Raw genomic sequence first — 23,314 nt, 5'->3', positions numbered from 1 at the left:
TTTTTGAGAAAAATATTCGCAATTGCCCTTTTATCGCGCAGTTTTCTACGCTTTCGCGATGCAATTTTTCTGCGATGTATGCGACATTGAATGAAACCGCTCCAGAAACGGAAGAAAACGATGAACTGGTTGAAGACTGTTGCCGCCGCCGCCCTCGTGCAGGCCGCCTTCCTGCTTCCCGCCCATGCCGGCGACAACCTCAAGGCGATCCGGGCCGCCGGCGTGCTGAAGGTCGGCACGGAAGGCACCTATGCGCCCTTCACCTACCATGACGCGGACAACAAGCTCACCGGCTTCGATGTCGAGATCGCCGAGGCGATCGCCGCCAAGCTCGGCGTCAAGGCGCAGTTCCTCGAAGGCAAGTGGGACGGCCTGATCGCCGGCCTCGACGCCAACCGCTACGACACCGTTATCAACGAAGTCGGCATCACCGACGCCCGCAAGCAGAAGTACGACTTCTCCGATCCCTATATCGCCTCCAAGGCCGTGCTGATCGTCAAGGACAGCAATACCGACATCAAGGATTTCGCCGATCTCAAGGGCAAGAAGTCCGCGCAGTCGCTGACCAGCAATTTCGGCAAGCTCGCAACCGAGTCCGGCGCCGAGCTCGTCGGCACCGACGGCTTCGACCAGTCGATCCAGCTGGTGCTGACCGGGCGCGCCGACGCCACGATCAACGACAGCCTCTCCTTCCTCGATTTCAAGAAGCACAAGCCCGACGCGCCGGTGAAGATCGTCGCCCAGCAGGCCAATGCCGATTATTCCGGCGCCATCATCCGCAAGGGTGAACCGGAGCTGCTGGCCGCCATCAACAAGGCGATCGCCGATATCAAGGCCGACGGCACCTATGACAAGATCTCGAAGAAGTACTTCGGACAGGACGTTTCGAAGTAAGTAGGCATAGGCAGCGACATAAAACTGTGAAAAAGATGCGTCCGGGGTCATCTCCGGACGCATTCTCTTATCGAAAGGGCGCTTCTGCGTGGAGCACTGGTTGCAATTGATGTGGGAGTCTCTGGGCACGCTGCTTTGGGCGGGGCTCGTCTTCACCATCCCGCTCACCTTGATTACCTTCGTCCTCGGCCTCCTGCTCGGCCTGCTCACCGCCGTCGTCAGGCTGTTCGGCCCGGCGCCGCTGGTGGCCGTCGCCCGCTTCTATGTCTGGGTGATCCGCGGCACGCCGCTGCTGGTGCAGCTCTTCGTCATCTTCTACGGCCTGCCGAGCCTCGGCATCCTGCTCGACGCCTTTCCGGCCGCCGTCATCGGCTTCACTTTGAGCGTCGGCGCCTACACGTCCGAAATCATCCGCGCCGTCATCTCCTCCGTGCCGAAGGGCCAGTGGGAAGCCGCCTATTCGATCGGCATGAACTGGCGCCAGGCCATGAGCCGCACCATCCTGCCACAGGCGGCCCGCGTCGCCGTGCCGCCGCTGTCGAACACCTTCATCTCGCTGGTCAAGGACACCTCGCTTGCCGCCGCCATCACCGTGCCGGAGCTGTTCCAGGCCGCGCAGCGCATCGTCGCGACCACCTACGAGCCGCTGATCCTCTATATCGAGGCCGCCATCATCTACCTCGCCCTGAGCACGGTCCTGTCGACGCTGCAGGGCTACCTCGAACGCCGTTTTGCCCGCTCCGGCGGCACGCTGGAGGCGCAGGCATGATTGAGCTCCAGCACATCGACAAACGCTTCGGCGACAATCTCATCCTCAAGGATATCAGCCTGGTCTTTCCGGAAGGCACGGTGACGGCGCTTGTGGGACCCTCGGGCGGCGGCAAGAGCACGCTGCTGCGCTGCATCAACCTGCTGGAGATCCCGACATCGGGCACCATCCGCATCGGCGGGGAGACGGCCAGCTTCCAGCCGGGCAAGAAGCCGTCCTGGCAGGACATTCAGAAGATCCGCCGTCAGACCGGCATGGTCTTCCAGAATTTCCAACTCTTTCCGCATCAAACCGCGATCCAGAACGTCATGGAGGGCCTGACGACCGTGCTGCGCTGGCCGGCCGACAAGGCCCGCGCCCGCGCCGTCGAGCTTTTGACCAAGGTCGGCATGGCGCACAAGATGGATGCCTGGCCCTCGACGCTGTCGGGCGGCCAGCAGCAGCGCGTCGCCATCGCCCGGGCGCTTGCCCCCTCGCCGCGCGTGCTGCTATGCGACGAGCCGACCTCGGCGCTCGATCCGGAACTGGCGGCCGAAGTGGTCGACGTTCTCGGCAAGCTCGCCAACGAAGGCACGACCATGGTCATGGCAACGCATGACCTGCGCTTGGCGTCGAAGATCGCCAACAACGTGGTGTTCCTGGAAGCGGGCAGCATCGTCGAGACCGGCTCCTCGCGCAACGTCTTCGCCAATCCCGCACAGGAGCGGACGAAGCAGTTCATCTCGACGCTGAATTCCGGGCTCAGCTACGACATCTGAGACACTCACAAGGGCACACAGGTTTAACCTGATGATGAGCCGCGCATTGACGCTGCTCGGCTTTGCGGCTAGCTCTAGTGCCATGAACACGGCACTCGTTTTCGTAGTGGTAGGAAGGCGCATGGGCAGGATGGTGTAACCATCCGGCGAAAGCACCCATGCGCGGTAAACAGGCTCCTGACGGGGCCTTTTTTATTGCCCTGACACAGGGCGGCGCCTCGTCAGATCTTCCTCAACTTCCCAATCGCACGACGGACCCACCCATGACGCGCACCGAACGTTCATCCAAGCAAGCAATCGACGACACGACCGTCAGACAAGCCGCCACGCAACCGCGGCTGACAACCCTCATCCTGCTCTCGGCCCTTGCCGTGCTGCCAGTCAACATGATCCTGCCGTCGCTGCCGAAGATTTCAACGGCATTCCATGCCGACTTCGCCCTCGTGAACCTCTCGGTTGCAGGCTTTTCCATCGTCACCGCATTCCTCGAAGCCATCGGCGGCGCGATATCCGACCGCTTTGGCCGCAGGCCGGTCGTCCTGACGGCGCTTGCGATCTTCATCGTCGCCTCCATCGGTTGTGTCCTGGCGCCGGATATCGGCACCTTTCTCGTCTTCCGCTCGATGCAGGCCTGCATCGGGCCGTGCTACTCCGTCGCCCTCGTCATCATCAAGGAAACCTCGGATGAGCGCGAAGCTGCCAGCAAATTCGGTTATCTCGCCATGGGATGGGCGCTGGCGCCGATGGTCGGGCCACTGTTCGGCGGGTCCTTGGACGAGTTCTTTGGTTGGCGGGCAAGCTTTGTCGTCCTCGCGATCCTCGGCATCGCCGCCTTCCTCCTCTCCATGCGCGAATTGAAGGGATCGAAAGCGCCTACGTCGAACGGGCGCAGAAACTACCTCGCCTCCTACGGACAACTTTTGTCCTCGACACAATTCTGGGCCTACACGCTCTGCATGGCCTGCTCGATGGGCGTGCTTTACATCTTCCTCGGCGGCGCGCCGCTAACGATAGGCGATGCACTCGGCGGCTCCAGCGCCATGCTCGGCTTCTACATGGGCCTCGTTCCCGCCGGCTTCATTCTCGGTAGCTATCTGGCCGGCCGTTATGGCGCAAAAATTCCGCTCGGCACGATCCTCGTCATCGCCCGGCTTCTGACCTGCATCGGCCTGGCGTTCGGCCTCGCCTTGTCGCTGTCGGGCATGACTGAGGTTCTGGCGCTCTTCGGCCCTTGTGTCTTCATCGGCATAGGCAACGGGCTGACCATGCCCGCCGCCAATAGCGGCGCCATGTCGGTTCGATCGGATATGGTCGGGACGGCTGCAGGACTTGCGGCCGCGATGCGGATATCAGGCGGCGCGCTCATCGGCTCGATCGGCGGGCTGTTCATCGCGCAATCGGCAACGATCCACACGCTCTTCGTCCTGATGCTGGTATCCGCTCTGCTCGCGCTGCTGGCGGCAATCTGGGCCACCTTGATCGAGAAAAGAAGATAGGGCAGATTGCCACCTATCCGATACGCTTGCTCATATGGACAAGGAAGCCGTCTTTCAGCGGCTCCTCGCGGTCGATCGTATAACCGTTTCTCAAGTAGAGCTGCACATTCTCGGCAAAGCGCTTGTTCGTGTAGAGCCGGATGTCGTTCACACCGAGCGTGACCGCGACCTCCTCGGCATGGGCAAGCAGCTTCTTGCCGATGCCCTGCCCCTGATGGCGCGGCGATACGGCAATGTTCTCGATCAACAGATGATCGACGTTCGGCACCATCTCGATCAGAGCCACAAGTTCGCCATCGGCCTCCAGGAGATCGATGCGATGCTTGCGTACGGCTGCGGCATAATCAGCCATCATCGGCAGCGGTTCGCGGCCGATGAGAGGCACCCATTTGCCGTAGGCCTCGCGCGTCAACGCGCGAATGGCGTCAACGTCCGCATCGGTCGCCGCCCGCAGGGAAATCGCTGCCGTCACCCCTCCACCTCCCTCTTCCTATACATCCGCAGCGGCATTTCGCGTCGCCTGCGCTGCGCAACGCGAGCTTGGCCGCCTTCCTTGCCGATCCGATGTTTCACGCCGGCAGAATCCTGTAGCCGTTCGGCTTCCGTTGCACGCGCCCAAAGCCGGTGATGTGGCCGCCGCCGATGATCCAGCCTTCGCGAGCAGCGTCCTCAAGAGCGGCCCGGCGGGTTCTGGCAGCCAGCTCGGGATCAAGATCGTAGGTCAAGCCAATTTTCGGATCGCCGGGCTGCAGATCGCCCAGGTGCAAGGTGTCTCCCCAACACAGGAGAGACTTGTCGCCGCCGCGAACCAGATAACCGGTATGGCCGGGCGTATGACCCGGCAGCGGAAGCGCCTCTATGCCAGGCAGCACTTCGCCCGCCTCGATTCGCTTTACGCGTGATCCGTAGACGCGCAGCAGCTGTTCGGCCGCCTTGAAGCCACCGCGCCGCGCCTCCGGCATCGCCTCGCGAGCCGCCGGGTCGGAGAAAAAGGCGATATCACCACCGGGCACGAACACCTCGGCATGAGGGAAGTACGCTTCGTCTCCATCGAGCAAGCCAAGCGCGTGGTCGCCATGGATATGCGTGAGCACAACGCTCCGGATTTCGCCCGGCGTAATCCCCGCGTCGCGCAAAGCCGACCGCGCATGGCCGTATTTCGGCCCCCAGGACGTACCCGTCCCCGCGTCGATGAGTATCGCACCGGCAGGCCCACGCAGAAGGAAGCAGTTCACATCCACCTGAAGCGTCGGCTTGCCCCAGCTTTCGATCGCGTGCTGCCTGGCGGCATCGCCGTCCGCGTGGATCAACACATCCGCCGGCGCCTCGAAGAGCCCATCAAGCAGAAGGGTAACGTCGTATTGCCCGATACGCAGGGAATGACCGGTCATGGATGCGCCTCCGTCCGAAGAGCTGCACAAAAGGGGTTGGATGCTGATCCGACCCCTTTTGTATTTCATCGGCGCTCAAGCGCCATAGACGACGAGCAGGTCCTTGGCGTCGATCTGATCGCCGGCGCGCACCAGCACTTCGGAAATCGTGCCGTCCTTTTCGGCGTGCAGCGCCGTCTCCATCTTCATGGCCTCGATGGAAACCAACACGTCGCCTGCCTTGATCGCCTGGCCGGACGAGACGAAGACGGTGGAGATGACGCCCGGCATCGGCGCGCCGACATGGGCGGCATTGCCTGTTTCGGCCTTGCGGCGGATGGCGCTGCCGGAAGCCCCATGCGCGCGATCCGGCACCTTGATGCGACGCGGCTGGCCGTTGAGCTCGAAGAACACGGTCACCATGCCCTTTTCGTCGGTCGTGGTCATCGCCTGGTTGACGATGACGAGCGTCTTGCCCTTCTCGATTTCGGCAAAGAGCTCGTCGCCTTCCTTGAGACCGTAGAAATAGGCCGGCGTCGGCAGCACCGAGACCGGGCCATAGGTGTCGGCCGCAAGTGCATAGTCGGTGAAGACCTTCGGATACATCAGGTAGGAAGCGAATTCGAAATCGTCGACCTTGCGCTCCAGCTTGGTCTCGATCGCCTTGCGCTCGGCATCGAGATCGGCTTCGGCAAGCAGCGAGCCGGGACGCACGGTGTAGGGCTTGTCACCCTTTAGCGCCTTCTTCTGCAGCGCTTCCGGCCATCCGGACGGCGGCTGGCCGAGATCGCCCTTCAGCATGGAAACGACCGAATCCGGGAAGGCGATATCCTTGGCCGGGTTCTCGACATCGGCAACCGTCAGGTCCTGGCTCACCATCATCAGGGCCATGTCGCCGACGACCTTGGAGGACGGCGTGACCTTGACGATATCGCCGAACATCTGGTTGGCATCGGCATAGGCCTGCGCGACCTGATGCCAACGGGTTTCGAGGCCAAGCGAACGCGCCTGCTCCTTGAGGTTGGTGAACTGCCCACCCGGCATTTCGTGCAGGTAGACTTCCGAGGCCGGTCCCTTGAGATCGCTTTCGAAGGCGGCGTACTGGTGGCGAACGGCTTCCCAGTAGAAGGAGATGCGGCGAATCCATTCTGGATCGAGGCCCGGATCGCGCTCGGAGCCCTTCAGCGCTTCGACGATCGAGCCGAGGCACGGCTGCGAGGTATTGCCTGACAGTGCATCCATCGCGGCATCGACGGCATCGACGCCGGCATCGATGGCGGCCAGCACCGTCGCGGCGGCAATGCCCGAGGTGTCATGCGTGTGGAAATGGATCGGGAGCCCGGTCGCCTCGCGCAACGCCTTGAACAGCACCTTGGCCGCGGCCGGCTTAAGCAGGCCCGCCATATCCTTCAGCGCGATGATATGGGCGCCGGCCTTTTCCAGCTCGACGGCGAGATCCGTATAATATTTCAGATCGTATTTCGGGCGGGCGGAGCTGAGGATATCGCCCGTGTAGCAGATCGCCGCCTCGCAGAGCTTGTTCTCCTCGGCGACGGCATCCATCGACACGCGCATGTTCTCGACCCAGTTCAGGCAGTCGAACACGCGGAAGAGATCGACGCCGCCCTTGGCTGCTTGGCGCACGAAATACTTCACGACATTGTCGGGATAGTTCGTGTAGCCGACGCCGTTGGCGCCGCGCAGCAGCATCTGCAGGAGCAGGTTCGGCGCACCCTCGCGGATCAGCGACAGGCGCTCCCACGGATCTTCGGTCAGGAAACGCATCGAGACGTCGAAGGTGGCACCGCCCCAGCATTCGAGCGACAGGAGCTGCGGCAAGGCGCGCGCATAGGTGCCGGCGACGCTGGCGATATCGTAGGTGCGCATGCGGGTGGCCAGCAGCGATTGATGGCCGTCGCGCATGGTCGTGTCGGTCATCAGCACGCGCTTCTCGTTGCGCATCCATTCGGCAAATTTCTGCGGACCGAGCTTGTCGAGCAGCTGCTTCGTGCCATCCGGAATATTGCTGTCGATATAGGGCAGCACCGGATTGGCAGCCTTGGGCGAGGGCGCGGGACGACCGCGCGTTTCCGGATGGCCGTTGACGGTGACGTCGGCGAGATAGGTCAGAAGCTTGGTGGCGCGATCCTGACGCTTGACCTGCTGGAACAGCTCCGGCGTCGTGTCGATGAAGCGCGTCGTGTAGCTGTTGTCGCGGAATTTCTCGTGCGTGATGATCGCTTCGAGGAAGGTGAGGTTGGTGGCGACGCCGCGGATGCGGAATTCGCGCAGAGCGCGATGCATACGGGCGATCGCCTCCTGCGGGTTCGGCGCCCAAGCCGTGACCTTCACCAGCAGCGGATCGTAGTAGCGGGTAATGATCGCGCCCGAATACGAGGTGCCGCCGTCGAGGCGGATGCCGAAGCCCGAAGCCGAGCGATAGGCGGTGATACGGCCGTAATCCGGAATGAAGTTGTGTTCCGGATCTTCCGTCGTCACACGGCACTGCAGGGCATGGCCGTTGAGGCGGATGTCCGCCTGCTTCGGAACGCCCGATTCCGGCGTGCCGATGGCAAAGCCGTCGAGAATGTGGATCTGCGCCTTGACGATATCGATGCCGGTGACGACCTCGGTCACCGTATGCTCGACCTGGATGCGCGGATTGACTTCGATGAAATAGAATTTGCCGGTATCGGCATCCATCAGATATTCGACGGTGCCGGCACCGACATAATTCGTGGCTTCGGCGATCTTCAGCGAATAGGCGGCCAATTCCTGGCGCTGCGCATCGCTGAGATAAGGTGCCGGAGCGCGCTCGACGACCTTCTGGTTTCGGCGCTGAACCGAACAGTCGCGCTCGAACAGATGCACGACATTGCCATGGGTATCGCCGAGGATCTGGCTTTCGACGTGGCGCGCGCGCTCGACGAGCTTTTCGAGATAGACCTCATCCTTGCCGAAAGCAGCCTTGGCCTCGCGCTTGGCCTCCGTCACTTCCTTGGCGAGATCGGCCTCGGAGCGGATGACGCGCATGCCGCGGCCACCACCGCCCCAGGAGGCCTTGAGCATCACTGGATAGCCGATTTCCTCGGCCATGCGGGCGACTTCCTTCATATCCTCGGGCAGCGGCTCGGTGGCCGGCACGACGGGCACGCCGACCGAGATCGCCAGATTGCGCGCTGCAACCTTGTTGCCGAGCTGGCGCATCGTATCGGCGCGAGGCCCGATGAAGATGATGCCGGCGGCATCGCAGGCGTCGACGAATTCGGGGCTCTCCGACAGCAGGCCATAGCCGGGGTGGATGGCATCGGCGCCCGAAAGCTTGGCGACGCGGATGACTTCCTCGATCGACAGATAGCTTTCGATCGGCCCGAGATCACGCGCCAGATGCGGGCCGCGGCCGACCTGATAGCTCTCGTCCGCCTTGAAGCGGTGCAGCGCCAGTTTGTCTTCCTCGGCCCAGATGGCGACCGTTTTTATGCCAAGCTCGTTAGCGGCGCGGAACACGCGGATAGCGATTTCGGAACGGTTGGCGACCAGGATCTTGGAAATAGGCAATGCGCTCTCCTCAGGCATCGAAAGCGGGCAATGCTGCACCCGCGAAGAAATTTTTAACGTCTTGTCACAAGAAGTGTCAATTTCCCCGATGCCCCGGAAACCAAAATAGTTGCCGCTACGGAATAAGACCGTTTCTGAATGCGATCGCAACGATGTGTTGGCGGTTGCGCGCCTTCAGCTTGTCCTGGATGCTGTTCATGTACCAATCGACCGTGTGATTGGAGATCGCCAGCAGCCGGCTGATCTCGATCGACGTCATGCCGTCGGCCAGATGGTTCAGCACCTCCATTTCGCGCTTGGTCAGCTTCAGGTCCGCCGCTCCCGCCCCCTCGAAGGATTGCGCCTCGTCCCGCAACTCCAGAAGCCGCCAGAAGATCTTTCTTGCCACCGCATCGAAAACGGAGATTTCGGTCGGAGAAAGATCGACCGCCTCACCGCCGATCGTCATGCTGCCAAGCATGCCGTTGCGCCCGTGAATCGGGAAGAGATAGCCGTCGATAAGCCCGTTGGCGCGAGCATCCGCCATCATCTGTTCCATGCGTCGCCGCAGTGGGTCCGTCTTCAGCGCCGCCACGGCATCGCTCCAACGGAAAGGACGCTGTGCCTGGGTGGAATAGCGTGCGATCGGGTCGACAAGCATGTATCTCTTGCGGACGTAGGTCAGCGGCCATTGATCGGGCCAGCGGCCCGCCAGAATAAAGTTCGCAACATCGATATTCGGCCGCGTCTGCTTCAATACGCCATAGAAGTCGAACTTGTAGGAACGGAGCACGAGCTCGAACTCGGCCACGACATCCTTGGCGAGCTTGCACTCCTCAATGACGACAAGCAATTGTATTAGCGAATGGATATTCACATTTACCCCTCGGCCTCGCAGCCTGAATTATCGGCGGACGAGCATTGCCACCTTGCCCGCCAGGCCCCATAGCGCGCATATTCGCCGGCAACATACTCAGGCCGACGCGAAATTGAACGCCTTTAGCGATTTTTTTACCATTCAACCCCGAATGGCCGGCTTCGGCGTGACTTAATAGTAACGGATAACGCTGCGGCAGGGGCCTTAGCAGATTGTCACATTTCTGCGGCGGCCGATAGCACCCTCGCCCGCGACAACGCGCGTTACGCGAGAAATTCCCTTGAAAAAACAGCTTCAGATTCCGTTAATCGCCGGTTCAGGTAGCGATCTGTAGTGTCGCAGCATTCCAAGTTTTGCTGATGCAAAGAGGGTGCCTGACGTGTCACTGTTCAAAGTCTATGCAAGAGCCCTGAAGTATCTTGGCGCGTATCGATACCGCGTATCGATGGTCGTGATCGCAAACATAGCGCTTGCGATGACCACCATCTACGAACCGGTTCTGTTCGGCCGCATCTTTGACGCCATTGCCAAGAAAGAGGCTGTCACGCCCACCATGGTGCTGTGGGCCTGCTTTGCCGTCTTCAGCGCCGTCGCCTTCATCGTGGTGTCCCGCGAGGCCGACCGCCTGGCGCATGGCCGCCGCGCCTCCCTGCTCACCGAAGCCTTCGGCCGCATCATCTCGATGCCGCTCTCCTGGCATAGCCAGCGCGGCACCGCGAGCGCGCTGAACACGCTGCTGCGCGCCTGCGAAGCCCTGTTCGGCCTATGGCTCGAATTCATGCGCAACCATCTGTCGACCGCCGTCGCGCTCGTCATCATGGTCCCGACCGCCATGGCGATGGACCTGCGCCTGTCCGCAGTCCTTGTCTTGCTCGGCATCTTCTACTGGATCATCGGCCGTCTGGTCATGAGCCGCACGAAGGATGGCCAGACCTCGGTCGAAAGCCACTACAACACCGTTTTCTCGCATGTCAGCGACTCGATCAGCAACGTCTCGGTGCTGCACAGCTACAACCGCATCGAAGCCGAAACCAAGGCGCTGAAGTCCTTCACCGAGCGTCTGCTGGCTGCCCAGTATCCGGTCCTCGACTGGTGGGCGCTTGCCGGCGCGCTGAACCGCACGGCCTCGACCGTTGCCATGATGGCGATCCTGATGATCGGTACTGTTCTCGTCCAGGACGGCAGCCTGAGCCTCGGCGCTCTCATCACCTTCATCGCCTTCGCCAACGTGCTGATCGGCCGCCTGGAACAGCTGCGCAACTTCGCCAACCAGATTTTCGAGGCGCGCGCCAAGCTCGAAGACTTCTACACGCTGGAAGATTCGGTCCGCGACCGCGAGGAGCCGGCAAGCCTTGGCGAGATCAAGGACGTCAAGGGCGAAGTGGAATTCCGCGACGTATCCTTCGGCTTCGCCAACTCGTCGCAGGGCCTGCACGACATCTCCTTCAAGGTGAAGGCCGGCCAGACCGTCGCCATCGTCGGCCCGACCGGCGCCGGCAAGACGACGCTCGTCAATCTGCTACAGCGTGTCTTCGATCCGCAGAAGGGCCAGATCCTCGTTGATGGCAACGACATCACCAAGGTGACGCGCAAGTCGCTGCGCCGCTATATCGCCACCGTCTTCCAGGATGCCGGCCTGCTGAACCGTTCGATCAGCGACAACATCCGCCTCGGCCGCGAAGGCGCGACGCAGGAAGAAATGATCCGTGCCGCCCAGGCCGCAGCCGCCAACGACTTCATCGAAACCCGCGAAGGCGGCTACGATACCCGTGTCGGCGAACGTGGCAACAAGCTCTCGGGTGGTGAACGCCAGCGTATCGCGATTGCCCGCGCCATCCTCAAGGATGCGCCGATCCTCGTGCTCGACGAAGCCACCAGCGCGCTCGACGTCGAAACCGAAAACCGGGTCAAGATGGCGATCGACAACCTGCGCCAAAACCGCACGACCTTCATCATTGCGCACCGCCTGTCGACGGTCCGCGAGGCCGACATGGTCCTCTTCCTGGACAATGGCCGCATCATCGAGAACGGCAGCTTCAGCGAGCTCAGCCAGAGCAACGGCCGCTTCGCCGCCCTGCTGCGCGCCAGCGGCATCCTGACGGACGAGGAAGTCCGCAAGGCACACGCCACGGAAAACGAAGCCGCCTGATCTTCGCAAGGGGCCCAAGATCGAAGCCGGGAGAGCAACGCTCTCCCGGCTTTTTTGATGCCGAAACAAAACTCCTCCCCGCCGCGTCAAAACCGGGGCAGGCGCAAATGGGCTTGCATCGCCGCTGCTCCCTTCTCCACCAGGAGAAGGTGCCGACAGGGGGATGAGGGAGTGCCTGCCAAGGGCACAAAAATCCATGAATTCAAATAGGTCAGCCCCTTATCCGATCTCCTGAGCGTCTCGAAGAGCGGATCACCTCCCCTCCGCTGGAGGAAGGAACCTCCGGCGCTGATCCCCATAGACGATTGCCCTGCCATCAGAACGGGGAGAGCGCTGGAGTGAGGAGCCGCCGGCCATCGGCTTGAGGGTGAATAGCGGTTGGTTTGGCGTGGTAGGAGTCGCAGGTTGGATGCTTCCGCCATCTTCTGCGAGCCGACCGTCACGAATGGGGAAGGAGACTATCCCGCAATCGCCACTCGCCCAGGCCAGGACAGGACAGGACAGTCAAATCTGCGACCTGATCTAACCGATGCGGTCCCGTGCATCGATGCCGGCAGCGCAAATCCGGGAAAGCGGAGCGGGGTTGGCCACCGCCATCAACACGATCGTCATCTCTAGCTGCAAGCTTACATGATCACGTGACCCTCCTGCTTGCCCCCACGACACCCCGCCTCTATCGCGTTTTTGCCTTCGTATATGCAATCAACCGCTACCGTGGGTGGCTATCTCGAAGGTCTGAGAGCAGGAGAGCGACCTGCGGGTTCGGAGAAATGCGCGATCTGGCCGTAATTCACGACAGACAGCTTCATGGACTGACACCCGGAACGAGAAAGACCCGGCGGGAAAGCCGGGTCTTTCCATTTTCTGATCGGAGGTCAATACGGCCGAATACCGACTGGAGTTAAGATCGGCATCCGACCGGCATCGGATCAGAACTTGCGTTCGAAACCGAACATGCCTGCCCATTCAGCCAGTGCCGATCCCTGATGCCGGTCGCCACAACACCGGCGAGATCTGCAAGAACGAGCAGCGATCCGCTCGCGGCTCAGCGTGCCTTCAATGGCGCTTTCCGAAATGAGCCGGCATCGCCATCGCCGCGGCAGGCGCCTTCACCGCACGCTGGCCGGCGCCCTCGAGCCGTTTGTGCTCGAGATGATAGGCATAGAGGAACTGCGCGGCGATGCCGAAGACCACATAGATTGCGCCGACCACGGGGCTCTTGTTGGTAACATAGAGAATGACCTGACCGGCCATGGCGAGAATCGTGCCGGCGACGAAGATGCTCAGCGAATGCCGTCCGAGGATCGTCAGCGGATGGCTCCCCGAACGGCGCAGCAGCGCCGAGATCGAGGGTATGCTGACGATCAGATAGGCTAGCGCCAGAACATGCAGCAGGCGCGGCAGCGACAGGAAAGTCTTGTCGAAGCCGGTAATGACGGTCGGCAGGCCGAGCGTGGCGAGATAGTCGCCGAGTATCCAAAGCTTGTCGGTCACCCAGATGAAGGACAGGAGCACATAGGCAAAGGCGAGCGCGATCAAGGCCGGATGGACAGGGATCTTCCCGCCGCGCTTGACATGCATGCTGGCGACGAAGCCGATCACGAAAAGCAGCTGCCAGGACAGCGGATTGAGGAACCAGAAACCGTCAAGCAGCGTCGTGTGCGGCGCGATATAATAGATGCCCGACACCAGCCAGACACCGACCGAAATCGCCAGCAGCAACAGGGGATTTCTCGCCTCCAGCAGCATGATCAGCGGCAGCATCAGGAACAGGGCGCCGTACATGGGCAGGATGTTGTTGTAGCCGATCTGGTGCCCGAGCGTCAGCAGCGCAGGAATGCCGCGCGCCGGGTCCATCAGCAGGGCGAGGATATTCACTTCGCAGAGCAGGCCCTTCTGGTGGAAAATCCACGCGCCGGCGATAAAGAGCACCAGCGTCACAAAGGTCGTGATCATATGCGCGGTATAGAGCGTGAAGGCGCGCCTGATCGCCTTCCACGCCGTCTGCAGCCGATTGCCCGGAAGAAATTTCGTTCCGTAGGCAAGGCCGACGGAGATGCCGGAAATCAGCACAAAAGCCTCGGCGCCGTCGGAAAATCCGAAATTCTTCGACGTAAAGTCTTCGAAAATCTGCCCCGGCACGTGATTGATGAAGATCATGATCAGGGCGAGCGCCCTGAGAACATCCAGCCGGGTATCCCTCTGGGAGACCGGTTTCGGCACACTGATCCGTTGTGCCGGCGCCGGGCTCATATTCGCCCTTGAATTCATAAAACTCTCCTGTTCCGACAATCTAATGCAATCGGGGCCAAAGAGTTCCCCCTTTGGCTCCGATCGTGGAAGCGAAACAGTGCCTGAAACGCTACTGTCCGACCGGAAAGCCCTCTTCGGGATGGGCGACCGCCCAATCATTTACGGTCACCGAGTATCTCGCCGCATCGGGCGCTTTTGAGACGGAAATACGGTAATTTCCGCTCGGCAGTTCTATGTCTGCCGCAAAGCTGTCCCAGTTCGAAGGCAAGGCCGGTTTGATGAAAAGTTGTCGTTTTTCATGCGGATACCTAAGCTGCCTTCGACAGCGACTCAATACAGCCAGACGGCAGAACCCATATAACAGGTCCAGCCGCCACGGCCAGACAGTTGTCCTTCACCATAAATATCAGCCGCGACAATATAGGGCTCTACACGATAGATATCGGCCTGATCACGATCGCGTGCATGGTTGATCGGTTTGAGCATGTCGAGGCAATGCCAGGCATCGTCGCCACGGTTCATCTCCGACAGCGCCATGACGACACAGGTGACCGCATGGGCGTACTGGCCACAGTTTTCGCGCACGCCGGGCGGATAGACTTGATGTAATCCGGATCTCGGGCCGACTGGATAAAGCGTGAAGTGAGCAGCCGGATGAGGCGGTTTTCATCATCCACCAGCTTGTCGAGAACGGTATTCATCGCCTTATCGCCGGGCGCGCCGTCGCCTCACCACAGAGAATGCCTCACGACTGCGCGATCGAACGATCTTCAGCATCTCGACAGGCTCTTTGCACGGCATACTACATCTGCAGGGCGGATCTTCTTTGCCCGGCGAAGTTATGCTCGTGGAATAAACAGGGATTCTTTGCAGCTAAACCACGCCCCCGGCCTTTGATTGACCAGGCTTGTGTAATGCTGATTTTAAAAGGATGGCCGCGCGAGCCCGGCTTTCAGCGGCGACAGCTGCCGCCGCTTCGCAAAGCACCGCTCAGACGACGATGCCGCAAACGATGGCAGCAACAAAAAGAAACGCTGCGGAAAACAGAGCAACATGAATCGCCGTCTGTATCTTGTGCCGCGTCTTGGCGGCGCGCTTGGAACCATCGAACTGATTCACATGCGTATTCGACATACCCAAATTCGCCATGTGTTGCCTCCGTTCGTTTTTATATGTCTCGCGGGCAGAGCCCAGGACAGACATTCATACATTTCCTATCAATTAGGTAGAGATGAATTTCCGTCCAGCATGCGAGCCGAGAAAAATTAAACCATTGGATGTCCGGGACCCGAAAGATCGGCAGCGCCTAATCAGCAGAGAATGCGGCGGGCCCAAATCAAGCTGCGCTCGATGGCGCTCGTATCGACCGTCTGCTCTTCGGCAGGTCCGGCCTGGCGGCGGCTGTTTTCCTCAGAAAGAGCGGCGGACCGTGCACCTTCCCGCTTCGCCGGAACCGGCGGATGAAGATAGCCCATGGTCATGCCACCCATGAAAAACATGCCTGCCTCCACTTAACGTCTGACCCTTCATCGGGATCACGAAAGTTAACTGCCATTAACGAGATCATGACAGAATTGCGGCAGGTGTCAATAGTCTATACGATTGGTCGTGTTTAGCGCCGTATTCGTTAATCGGACAAAGACCTTAGGTGTCGTCCGCTCAGGCGCGGACGAACCCCTTGCTGGCGACCATCAGGTTGCGCGTGTAATCCTGCCTAACGTCGCCTGCCGAAAGCTCCTTCGCCGTCAGTCTCTCGACAACGGCGCCATTGCGCATGACGGCCAAACGTTCGCACATATGGGTGATGACGCCGAGATCGTGGCTCACCATCACGAAGGTCAGATTGCGGTCCTTGCGCACCTGTTCCAGCAGATTGAGCACCTCGGCCTGCACCGAGGCATCGAGCGCCGAAGTCGGCTCGTCGAGCAGCAGGATCGACGGCTCCACGATCAGAGCGCGGGCAATGGCGACGCGCTGGCGCTGGCCGCCGGAGAGCTGATGCGGATAGCGGAAGCGGAAACCGGACCCGAGACCGACTTCGTCGAGCGCTCTGGCGATACGCGTCTCGCTGTCGCCGATCCCGTGGATGGCCAATGGTTCCAGCAGCAGCCGGTCGATCGTCTGGCGCGGATGCAGGGAACCGTAGGGGTCCTGAAACACCATCTGCACCTGGCGATAGAAGGTCTTGCTGCGCTTGGCGCCCCTCAGCTGCTCGCCGCCGACGCGGATCGTGCCGCCGGTAACGGGCGCAAGACCCGCAACAGCGCGCAAGAGCGTCGACTTTCCGGAGCCGGATTCGCCGACCAGGCCGAAGGATTCGCCCTCCTTCACTTCGACGCCAACGGCATCGAGCGCATAGTAGCCGTCATAGACGACGCTGAGGCCTTCAACTGCGAGTGCCGCCGTCATGCCGCCCACTCCGGCTTGCGGTCGAGCACCGGCAGCGGATGCCGGTTTTCGCCGATGACGGGCATGCAGTTCAGCAAGCCGCGCGTATAGGGATGCTGTGCATTGTTCAATTCGGAAGCCTTGAGTTCTTCCACGACCTTGCCCGCATACATGACGATGACGCGGTCGCAGAAGGACGATACCAGCCGCAGGTCGTGCGACACGAAAATCAGCCCCATGCCGCGCTCGGAAACAAGCTTGTCCATGATCTTGAGCACGTCGAGCTGTACCGTGACGTCGAGCGCCGAAGTCGGCTCGTCGGCGATCAAAAGTTCCGGCCCGGCGATCAGCATCATGGCGATCATGACGCGCTGGCCCATGCCGCCCGAGACTTCGTGCGGATGCAGGTCGTAGACGCGGCCGGGATCGCGGATCTGCACGGCTTCGAGCATGGCGAGAGCGCGGTCCCGCGCCTCGGCCTTGCCAATCTTCTCATGCGTGCGCAGCGTCTCGGTGATCTGCTTGCCGATGGTCATGACGGGATCGAGCGAATATTTCGGGTCCTGCAGCACCATGGCGATGCGCTTGCCGCGTAGCGACCGGCGCTCCCTGGCCGAAATCGACAGCAGGTCCATGCCGCTGAAATTCAGCTTGTCGGCTGTGACGATGCCGTGCGGCGGCGTCAGTCCCATGATGGCGCGGCCCGTCTGCGACTTGCCGGAACCGCTTTCGCCGACGATCCCGAGCCGCTCGCGGCCAAGCGTGAAGGATACGCCGCGCACGGCGTCGATGACGCCGGTGCGGGTCGGATAGCGAACCCTGAGGTTCTCCACGGTCAGAAGCGTCGTCATTGCCCGCTCTCCTTGGGATCGAGCGCATCGCGCAGGCCGTCGCCAAGCAGGTTGAAGCCGAGGCTGACGATGAGGATCGCGATGCCGGGCATGGCCGCAACCCACCACTGATCGAGATAGTATTTGAAGCCGTTTGCAATCATGACGCCCCATTCTGGCAGCGGCGGCTGGGCGCCGAGGCCAAGAAAGCCGAGACCGGCGGCCGTCAGGATCACGCCCGCCATGTCGAGGGTGACGCGGACGATCACCGAGGAAATGCAGAGCGGCATGACGTGACGGAAGATGATGCGCAGGGGCGAGGCGCCCATAAGCTGCACCGCAGCGATGTAGTCCGAGCGCCGCACCGTCATCGTTTCGGCGCGCGCCAGACGCGCATAGGGCGGCCACGACGTGATGGCGATGGCGATGACGGCGTTCTCGATGCCGGCGCCGAGCGCGCCTGCGAAGGCAAGCGCGAGCACCAGCTTCGGAAAGGCAAGGAAGATATCGGTGATGCGCATCAGAATCACATCAACCCAGCCGCCCATGTAGCCGGATATCATGCCGATGATCAGCCCGATCGGCGCCGAGATGATCGCGACGAGCACGACGATATAGAGCGTCCAGCGCGAGCCGTAGATGAGGCGCGAGAGGATATCGCGGCCGAGATCGTCGGTACCGAGCAGATAGCCCGACGTGCCGGGCGGCTTCAGATAGGCATTGGTGAGGTCGCCGATGACAGGCGAATGCGGGGCGATGACATCGGCAAGCGCCGCCACCAGCACCAGCGCGATGATGATGGCAAGCCCGATAACGGCTAGGCGATTGGCTGAGAACTGCCGCCAGGTGACGTAGGCACGCCCGAGTCTGGCCTGCCGGCGGGACTGTGGCCGGTCGGAGAGCAGCCAGTCCCTCAAGCTGGGTTGGGTGGTCTCGACAGTCATTTACGTCGGGTCCTTGGGTCGAGCGTCCGATACAGAAGATCGGAAATCAGATTGATGCCGATGAAGACAGTGCCGACGACGATGGTGCCGCCGAGAACGGCGTTCATGTCGGCATTGAGCAACGAACTGGTAATGTAGAAGCCGATGCCCGGCCAGGAGAAGACGATCTCCGTCAGCACGGAACCCTCGAGCAGAGCAGCATAGGAGAGCGCGATCACCGTGATCAGCGGCACGGCGGCGCTGCGCAGAGCATGGCCCCAGATCACCCGCGCCTCCGAAAGCCCCTTGGCGCGGGCCGCGACGATATATTCCTGCCCCAGCTCGTTCAGCATGAAACTGCGCGTCATGCGGCTGATATAGGCGAGCGAGAAATAGCCGAGCAGCGACGCCGGCAGGATGATATGGCGGAACACGTCCCAGAAGACGTCCCACTGCCCCTGCATGGCGCTGTCGAGCAGGAAGAAGCCGGTGATCGGCGTGAATGTATACTCATAGGCGATGTCGATGCGGCCGGGATAGGCGACCCAGTTCAGCTTCGCATAGAAAATGACGAGCGAAACCATCGCCAGCCAGAAGACCGGCACGGAATAGCCGACCAGGCCGATGACGCGGACGATCTGGTCGATGAAGCTGTTGCGGCGGACCGCCGCGAGAACGCCGAAAGGAATGCCGAACACGGCGCCGATGATGGTGCCAACGGTCGCAAGTTCCATCGTTGCTGGAAAGACGCGCTTGATGTCGTCCATGACCAGATTGGTCGTCAGCACCGACGTCCCGAAATCGCCGTTGAGAGCGCTCACGAGATAATAATAGAACTGCACATAGAGCGGCTGGTCGAGATGCATCTCGCGCCGCAGACGCTCCAGCACTTGCGCAGGCGCGTGGTCGCCGGCGATCGCGAGCGCCGGATCGATCGGTATGATGCGCCCGATGAAGAAGGTGACGGCCAAAAGGCCGAGATAGGTCGTGACCGCCACGGCGAAGAATCGCAGCAGCCCCATGAAAAAGGGAGCGGCACGGCCCTTCTTGGGCCGCACCTGCATTTTCCGTTCAACAGTGCTCAAAAGACTAATCCTGCCGGATCATCACTTCGAGATCGGCCAGACGAAGTTGTTGTCGAAGCTCGGGCCGAGCTTGAAGTCCTTCACGTCCTTGCGATAGCCGGCGACTTCCGTCTGCTGGTAGAGAATGACGAACGGGCTGGCTTCCAGGAACTTCTTCTGGATGTCCTGATACATGGCCCCACGCTTGGCCGCATCGCCTTCAAAGAGCGCAGCCTTGGCTTCCTTCTCCAGCTCGGGAGAGGTCCAGGTGTTGCGCCAGACGAGCGTCTTGTTGGTGCTCGTATCGGAATTGTCGTCGTTCGTCGTGAAGGTGTCGGCGTTGGAATGGGGGTCCCAATAGTCCGGGCCCCAGTTGCCGTAATAGATATCGTGGCCGCGGGCACGATACTTGGTCAGCTTCTGCTTGCCGTCGCCGGGGATGATCTCCACCTTGATACCGGCCTGGCCGAGCGTCTGCTGGATCGCGGTCGCCACGCCGGTATCCGGCTCGACGCTGCGCACGTCCATGGTCACGGAGAATCCATCAGGCAGGCCGGCCTTGGCAAGCAGTTCCTTGGCCTTGGCGACATCGAGCTTGAACGGATTTTCGTCGAGCGAGCCGAGCATGCCCTTCGGTTCGAAGGTCTGATGGATCTCGCCGATGCCCTTGATCAGCGTCTTGCCGATCGCGTCATAGTCGACCAGGTATTTGAACGCCTGCTGGACTTCCGGCTTGGCCAGATTCGGATTCTTCTGGTTGAGGCTCATGTAATAGATCGTGCCCTTCGGCGCGCTGGTCGAAGCGAGCTGCGGGTTCTTCTCGATGGCCTGGAGATCGGTCGGCGACAGGTTGCGCGCGACGTCGATATCGCCGTTCTCAAGCGCGAGGCGCTGCGCCGAGCTTTCCTTCATGAAGCGATAGATGACGCGGTTCAGCTTCGCCTTTTCGCCATAATAGTTGTCGTTGCGCTCGAGCACGATGGCTTCGTTGGCGCGCCATTCGCGCAGCTTGAACGGACCGGAACCGGCAAAGCCGGTCTTCAGGAAGGCATTTCCGAAGTCGTTGTCGTATTTGTAGTCAGCCGACGGCGTCACCGGCTTCACGTGCTGCAGGACCAGCTTCTTGTCGACCACTTCGGCAACCGTCGCCGTCAGGCAATTCAGCACGAAGCTGGGCGCATAGGGCTTGTCGACGGTAAAGGTGAAGGTGTTCGGATCGGTCGCCTTGGCCTTCTCCGTCACGTTGTCGCCATTGAGGCCAAACTGGGTGAGGATGAAGGCCGGGCTCTTGTCGAGCTTGACGACGCGCTCGAAGGACCATGCGACGTCTTCGGCGGTGATCGGATTGCCGGAAGCGAATTTCAGACCCGGCTTCAGCTTGAACGTGTAGGTCAGGTGATCGTCGGAGACGGACCAGCTTTCGGCGAGGTCGGCCTTGATCTTGGAGGTGTCGTTGATGTCGAGACGGACAAGCAGGCTATAGGTGTTGCCGGTGATTTCGGCTGCCGACAGCTCATAGGCTTCGGCCGGGTCCATGCTCAGAATGTCGTCGAAGGCAAAGCCCTCGACCAGTGTATCCTTGGGCGTCGCAGCATAAGCATTCGGCGCCGCCATCAGCAGAAGCGAGAGAGCCACGCCGGCAGACAATGCGCGGAAACCGCGGTTCATCTTGGTCATCATCATTGTTTTCATTCCCCTTTTTTAAACTCTACGCAGTATCAGGACGCACGTTTTCCGCTGTCTTCCTTCCAGGCAGACGCCAGGACGCGAAGCCAGTTCTCCCTGCACAGCTTTACAAGATCGGCCTCACCATAACCAACGTTCCGGAGGGCTTCAATCAGCTTTTGATTGCCTGCAGCATCGCTAATTTCCGCAGGAATCGTGGCACCGTCGAAGTCCGATCCAAGGCCGACGCAGTCGATGCCGACGCGGCTGACGAGATGATCGACATGCCGCACCATCGCCTCCAACGGCGTATCGGCATCCGAGCGCGCATCGTCGCGCAGCATCGCCGTCGCATAATTGAGGCCGACGATGCCGCGGCTTTCCTTGATGGCATCGAGCTGCTTGTCGGTGAGATTGCGCGCGACCGGCGTCAGCGCATGCGCATTGGAGTGGCTGGCAACGAGCGGCTGATCCGAAGTCTTGGCGACGTCCCAGAAACCCTTTTCCGTGATGTGGGCGAGATCGACGAGGATGCCGAGCCGATTGCACTGGCGCACCAGCTCGAAGCCGGCTGCCGTCAGGCCCGGCCCGGTATCCGGAGAACTCGGATAGGCGAACGGCACGCCATCCGCGAAGACATTGTTGCGGCTCCAGACGGGGCCGAGCGAGCGCAGGCCCGCGGCATAGAAGGTTTCGAGCGCGACCAGATCGGCATCGATCGCTTCGCAGCCTTCCATATGCATGACGGCAGCGAAAACGCCATTCTCCATGCAATCGCGGATCTCGGCGGTGGAGCGGCAGAGCTTCCAGGCGCCGGCGCGGTCGAGCCTGAGCGCGATCGCCGCCATTTCCAGCGCGATATCGAGGGACGGCGCCCGCTCCAGCGGCGCTGCAAGCGGCGTGGCATAGTGGCCGTTGCTGTCCGGATCGGCAAAGACGAGATCGCCCGAGGGGATATAAATGGCGCAGAGGCCGCCTGCGAGACCGCCGGCCCGGGCGCGCGGCGCATCGATGTGGCCGCTCGACGTCCCGTCCCTGAATTCGGCGATCGGGTCCGCGCCGTCGCGCGCATGATGCCAGAGCCTCAGAAGAACGTCGTTGTGACCATCGAACACGGCTTGCATTGTCTATCCTGGATAAAGCGCTCTGGGGAGCGAATGGAAAGCGGCCAGAATAGAAAAGCTGACAGGATTCGCCATACCCAAATGAAAAAAATTTGCATTTGCATGGAATGGCATACGCAAATGGAAAAGGCGGGGTAAAAACCCCGCCTGAGAGCATGATTTAGAACGCTGACGATGTGTCGGGCATTTCAGCGCTTGGCCCGCTTCTTCTGGCGGTAGACGTCGATGGCCACGGCCGCGACGATGATGAAACCCTTGGCGATTTCCTGATAGTAGGCGTCGACGTTGAGGAAGGTGAAGCCGGAGATCATCACGCCGAGGATGACGGTGCCGATCACCGTGCCGGCGATGCGACCGACGCCGCCGGTCAGTGACGTGCCGCCGATGACGGCTGCCGCGATCGCATCCAGCTCGTAGTTCACGCCCATGCCGGCCTGCGCCGTCTGCACGCGGGCAGCCGTGATGATGCCGGCGAGACCGGCGAGAAGCCCGGCAATTGCATAGACCTTGACCAGATGCGCCTCGACATTGATGCCGGAGACGCGCGCCGCCTGCACATTGGCGCCGATCGCATAGGTGAACTTGCCGTAGCGCGTGTAGCGCAGCACGATATGGAAGACGACGGCGATGATGAGGAAGACGACGACCGGCCAGATTCCCGAACCGATGAAATTGAACTGATCGGTGAGGCCCGAGATCGGCTGGCCCTTGGTGTAGAGCTTCGACAGGCCGCGAGCCGAGACCATCATGCCGAGCGTGGCAATGAAGGGTGGGATCTTCGTCTTGGTAATCAGCTGGCCGTTGATGTAGCCGGCGGCAAGACCGATCAGCAGGCCGATGCCGATCGGCACGAAGAACGGCATGTCGGTCAGCGCCGGATAGACGGCGCGCGCCCATGTCGAGGACTGGGCAAAGCTGGCGGCCACCATCGCCGTCAGGCCGACGACGGAGCCGGATGAAAGGTCGATACCGCCTGTTATGATGACCTGGGTCACGCCGACCGAGATGATGCCGATGACCGAGACCTGCAGGATCATGATCTTCAGGCGCTGCAGATTCAAAAGGAAGCTCTGGCCGACGAAGATCCAGCCGAGGACTTCACAGAGAAGCGCAATGCCGATCAGCACAAGGAAGATGCCGAGTTCGGGCGGAACACGGCGACGTCTTGGCCGCGTGACTGCCGGAGCGGTCGCCTCTGCAACTTTGGTAACCATGGT

General features: G+C 61.2%; 20 protein-coding genes. 5 read left to right on the top strand and 15 right to left on the bottom strand.

Annotation, left to right across the window (positions count from 1 at the left end; genetic code table 11):
* The first annotated feature begins 120 nt into the window (after positions 1-120).
* From BJ928_RS28515 to BJ928_RS28495, 4 genes are all read left to right on the top strand, one after another.
* Positions 121-894: an amino acid ABC transporter substrate-binding protein gene (locus tag BJ928_RS28515; protein WP_047634394.1), complete on the top strand. Its 774-nt coding sequence runs from the start codon at positions 121-123 to the stop codon at positions 892-894.
* Positions 895-982: 88 nt separating this feature from the next.
* On the top strand, positions 983-1,663 hold the full coding sequence (locus BJ928_RS28510; RefSeq protein WP_047634395.1) for an amino acid ABC transporter permease: 681 nt from the start codon (positions 983-985) through the stop codon (positions 1,661-1,663).
* Complete coding sequence (locus BJ928_RS28505) at positions 1,660-2,421, top strand: amino acid ABC transporter ATP-binding protein (RefSeq protein WP_047634396.1); 762 nt, start codon at positions 1,660-1,662, stop codon at positions 2,419-2,421. Before BJ928_RS28510 ends, BJ928_RS28505 begins: the two co-directional genes overlap by 4 nt.
* A gap of 263 nt (positions 2,422-2,684) precedes the next feature.
* Positions 2,685-3,917, top strand: a complete 1,233-nt coding sequence (locus BJ928_RS28495) for a multidrug effflux MFS transporter (RefSeq protein ID WP_047634434.1) — start codon at positions 2,685-2,687, stop codon at positions 3,915-3,917.
* Positions 3,918-3,930: 13 nt separating this feature from the next.
* Here BJ928_RS28495 and BJ928_RS28490 read toward each other — a convergent pair whose 3' ends face one another.
* The 4 genes from BJ928_RS28490 to BJ928_RS28475 form a co-directional block, all read right to left on the bottom strand.
* On the bottom strand, positions 3,931-4,389 hold the full coding sequence (locus tag BJ928_RS28490; protein WP_047634397.1) for a GNAT family N-acetyltransferase: 459 nt from the start codon (positions 4,387-4,389) through the stop codon (positions 3,931-3,933).
* A 97-nt stretch (positions 4,390-4,486) separates the two neighbouring features.
* Entirely contained in the window at positions 4,487-5,308 is an 822-nt protein-coding gene (locus tag BJ928_RS28485) for an MBL fold metallo-hydrolase (RefSeq protein ID WP_047634398.1), read from the bottom strand.
* Between the two features lie 75 nt (positions 5,309-5,383).
* Positions 5,384-8,845: a pyruvate carboxylase gene (gene pyc / locus BJ928_RS28480; protein WP_047634399.1), complete on the bottom strand. Its 3,462-nt coding sequence runs from the start codon at positions 8,843-8,845 to the stop codon at positions 5,384-5,386.
* Between the two features lie 115 nt (positions 8,846-8,960).
* Entirely contained in the window at positions 8,961-9,701 is a 741-nt protein-coding gene (locus BJ928_RS28475) for a LuxR family transcriptional regulator (RefSeq protein ID WP_047634400.1), read from the bottom strand.
* A 379-nt stretch (positions 9,702-10,080) separates the two neighbouring features.
* Here BJ928_RS28475 and BJ928_RS28470 point away from each other — a divergent pair, with 379 nt between their 5' ends.
* Positions 10,081-11,850: a glucan ABC transporter ATP-binding protein/ permease gene (locus tag BJ928_RS28470; protein ID WP_047634401.1), complete on the top strand. Its 1,770-nt coding sequence runs from the start codon at positions 10,081-10,083 to the stop codon at positions 11,848-11,850.
* 1,056 nt (positions 11,851-12,906) lie between these two features.
* Here the strand turns inward: BJ928_RS28470 and opgC are convergent.
* The 11 genes from opgC to BJ928_RS28420 form a co-directional block, all read right to left on the bottom strand.
* Entirely contained in the window at positions 12,907-14,103 is a 1,197-nt protein-coding gene (gene opgC, locus BJ928_RS28465) for an OpgC domain-containing protein (protein ID WP_052227855.1), read from the bottom strand.
* Positions 14,104-14,433: 330 nt separating this feature from the next.
* Positions 14,434-14,688: a hypothetical protein gene (locus tag BJ928_RS39440; RefSeq protein WP_245432588.1), complete on the bottom strand. Its 255-nt coding sequence runs from the start codon at positions 14,686-14,688 to the stop codon at positions 14,434-14,436.
* Between the two features lie 405 nt (positions 14,689-15,093).
* Positions 15,094-15,306 (bottom strand): hypothetical protein, encoded by a 213-nt coding sequence (locus BJ928_RS38620; RefSeq protein ID WP_147413954.1) that lies wholly within the window; start codon positions 15,304-15,306, stop codon positions 15,094-15,096.
* 107 nt (positions 15,307-15,413) lie between these two features.
* Positions 15,414-15,602 (bottom strand): hypothetical protein, encoded by a 189-nt coding sequence (locus BJ928_RS28455; protein ID WP_047634404.1) that lies wholly within the window; start codon positions 15,600-15,602, stop codon positions 15,414-15,416.
* Positions 15,603-15,762: 160 nt separating this feature from the next.
* Positions 15,763-16,512 carry an ABC transporter ATP-binding protein gene (locus tag BJ928_RS28450; protein WP_047634435.1) on the bottom strand — a complete coding sequence of 250 codons (750 nt, stop codon included), beginning with the start codon at positions 16,510-16,512 and terminating at the stop codon, positions 15,763-15,765.
* Positions 16,509-17,342 (bottom strand): ABC transporter ATP-binding protein, encoded by an 834-nt coding sequence (locus tag BJ928_RS28445; RefSeq protein WP_047634405.1) that lies wholly within the window; start codon positions 17,340-17,342, stop codon positions 16,509-16,511. Before BJ928_RS28445 ends, BJ928_RS28450 begins: the two co-directional genes overlap by 4 nt.
* Positions 17,339-18,265, bottom strand: coding sequence for an ABC transporter permease (locus BJ928_RS28440; RefSeq protein ID WP_047634406.1), 927 nt, complete (start codon positions 18,263-18,265; stop codon positions 17,339-17,341). The genes BJ928_RS28445 and BJ928_RS28440 overlap by 4 nt, the downstream gene beginning before the upstream one ends.
* Positions 18,262-19,329, bottom strand: a complete 1,068-nt coding sequence (locus BJ928_RS28435; protein WP_047634407.1) for an ABC transporter permease — start codon at positions 19,327-19,329, stop codon at positions 18,262-18,264. The genes BJ928_RS28440 and BJ928_RS28435 overlap by 4 nt, the downstream gene beginning before the upstream one ends.
* Positions 19,330-19,350: 21 nt before the next feature.
* Entirely contained in the window at positions 19,351-20,991 is a 1,641-nt protein-coding gene (locus tag BJ928_RS28430; RefSeq protein WP_047634408.1) for an ABC transporter substrate-binding protein, read from the bottom strand.
* A 35-nt stretch (positions 20,992-21,026) separates the two neighbouring features.
* Positions 21,027-22,097 (bottom strand): dipeptidase, encoded by a 1,071-nt coding sequence (locus BJ928_RS28425; RefSeq protein WP_047634409.1) that lies wholly within the window; start codon positions 22,095-22,097, stop codon positions 21,027-21,029.
* A gap of 188 nt (positions 22,098-22,285) precedes the next feature.
* A complete protein-coding gene (locus BJ928_RS28420; RefSeq protein ID WP_047634410.1) occupies positions 22,286-23,311 on the bottom strand; it encodes an ABC transporter permease in 1,026 nt (341 codons plus the stop codon).
* Between the last annotated feature and the right edge of the window lie 3 nt (positions 23,312-23,314).

Source organism: Rhizobium sp. WW_1 (genome assembly GCF_003610155.1).
Taxonomy (GTDB): Bacteria; Pseudomonadota; Alphaproteobacteria; order Rhizobiales; family Rhizobiaceae; genus Rhizobium; species Rhizobium tropici_A.
Note: the sequence above shows the minus strand (reverse complement) of the source record. Positions and strands in the feature narration are given on the sequence as shown.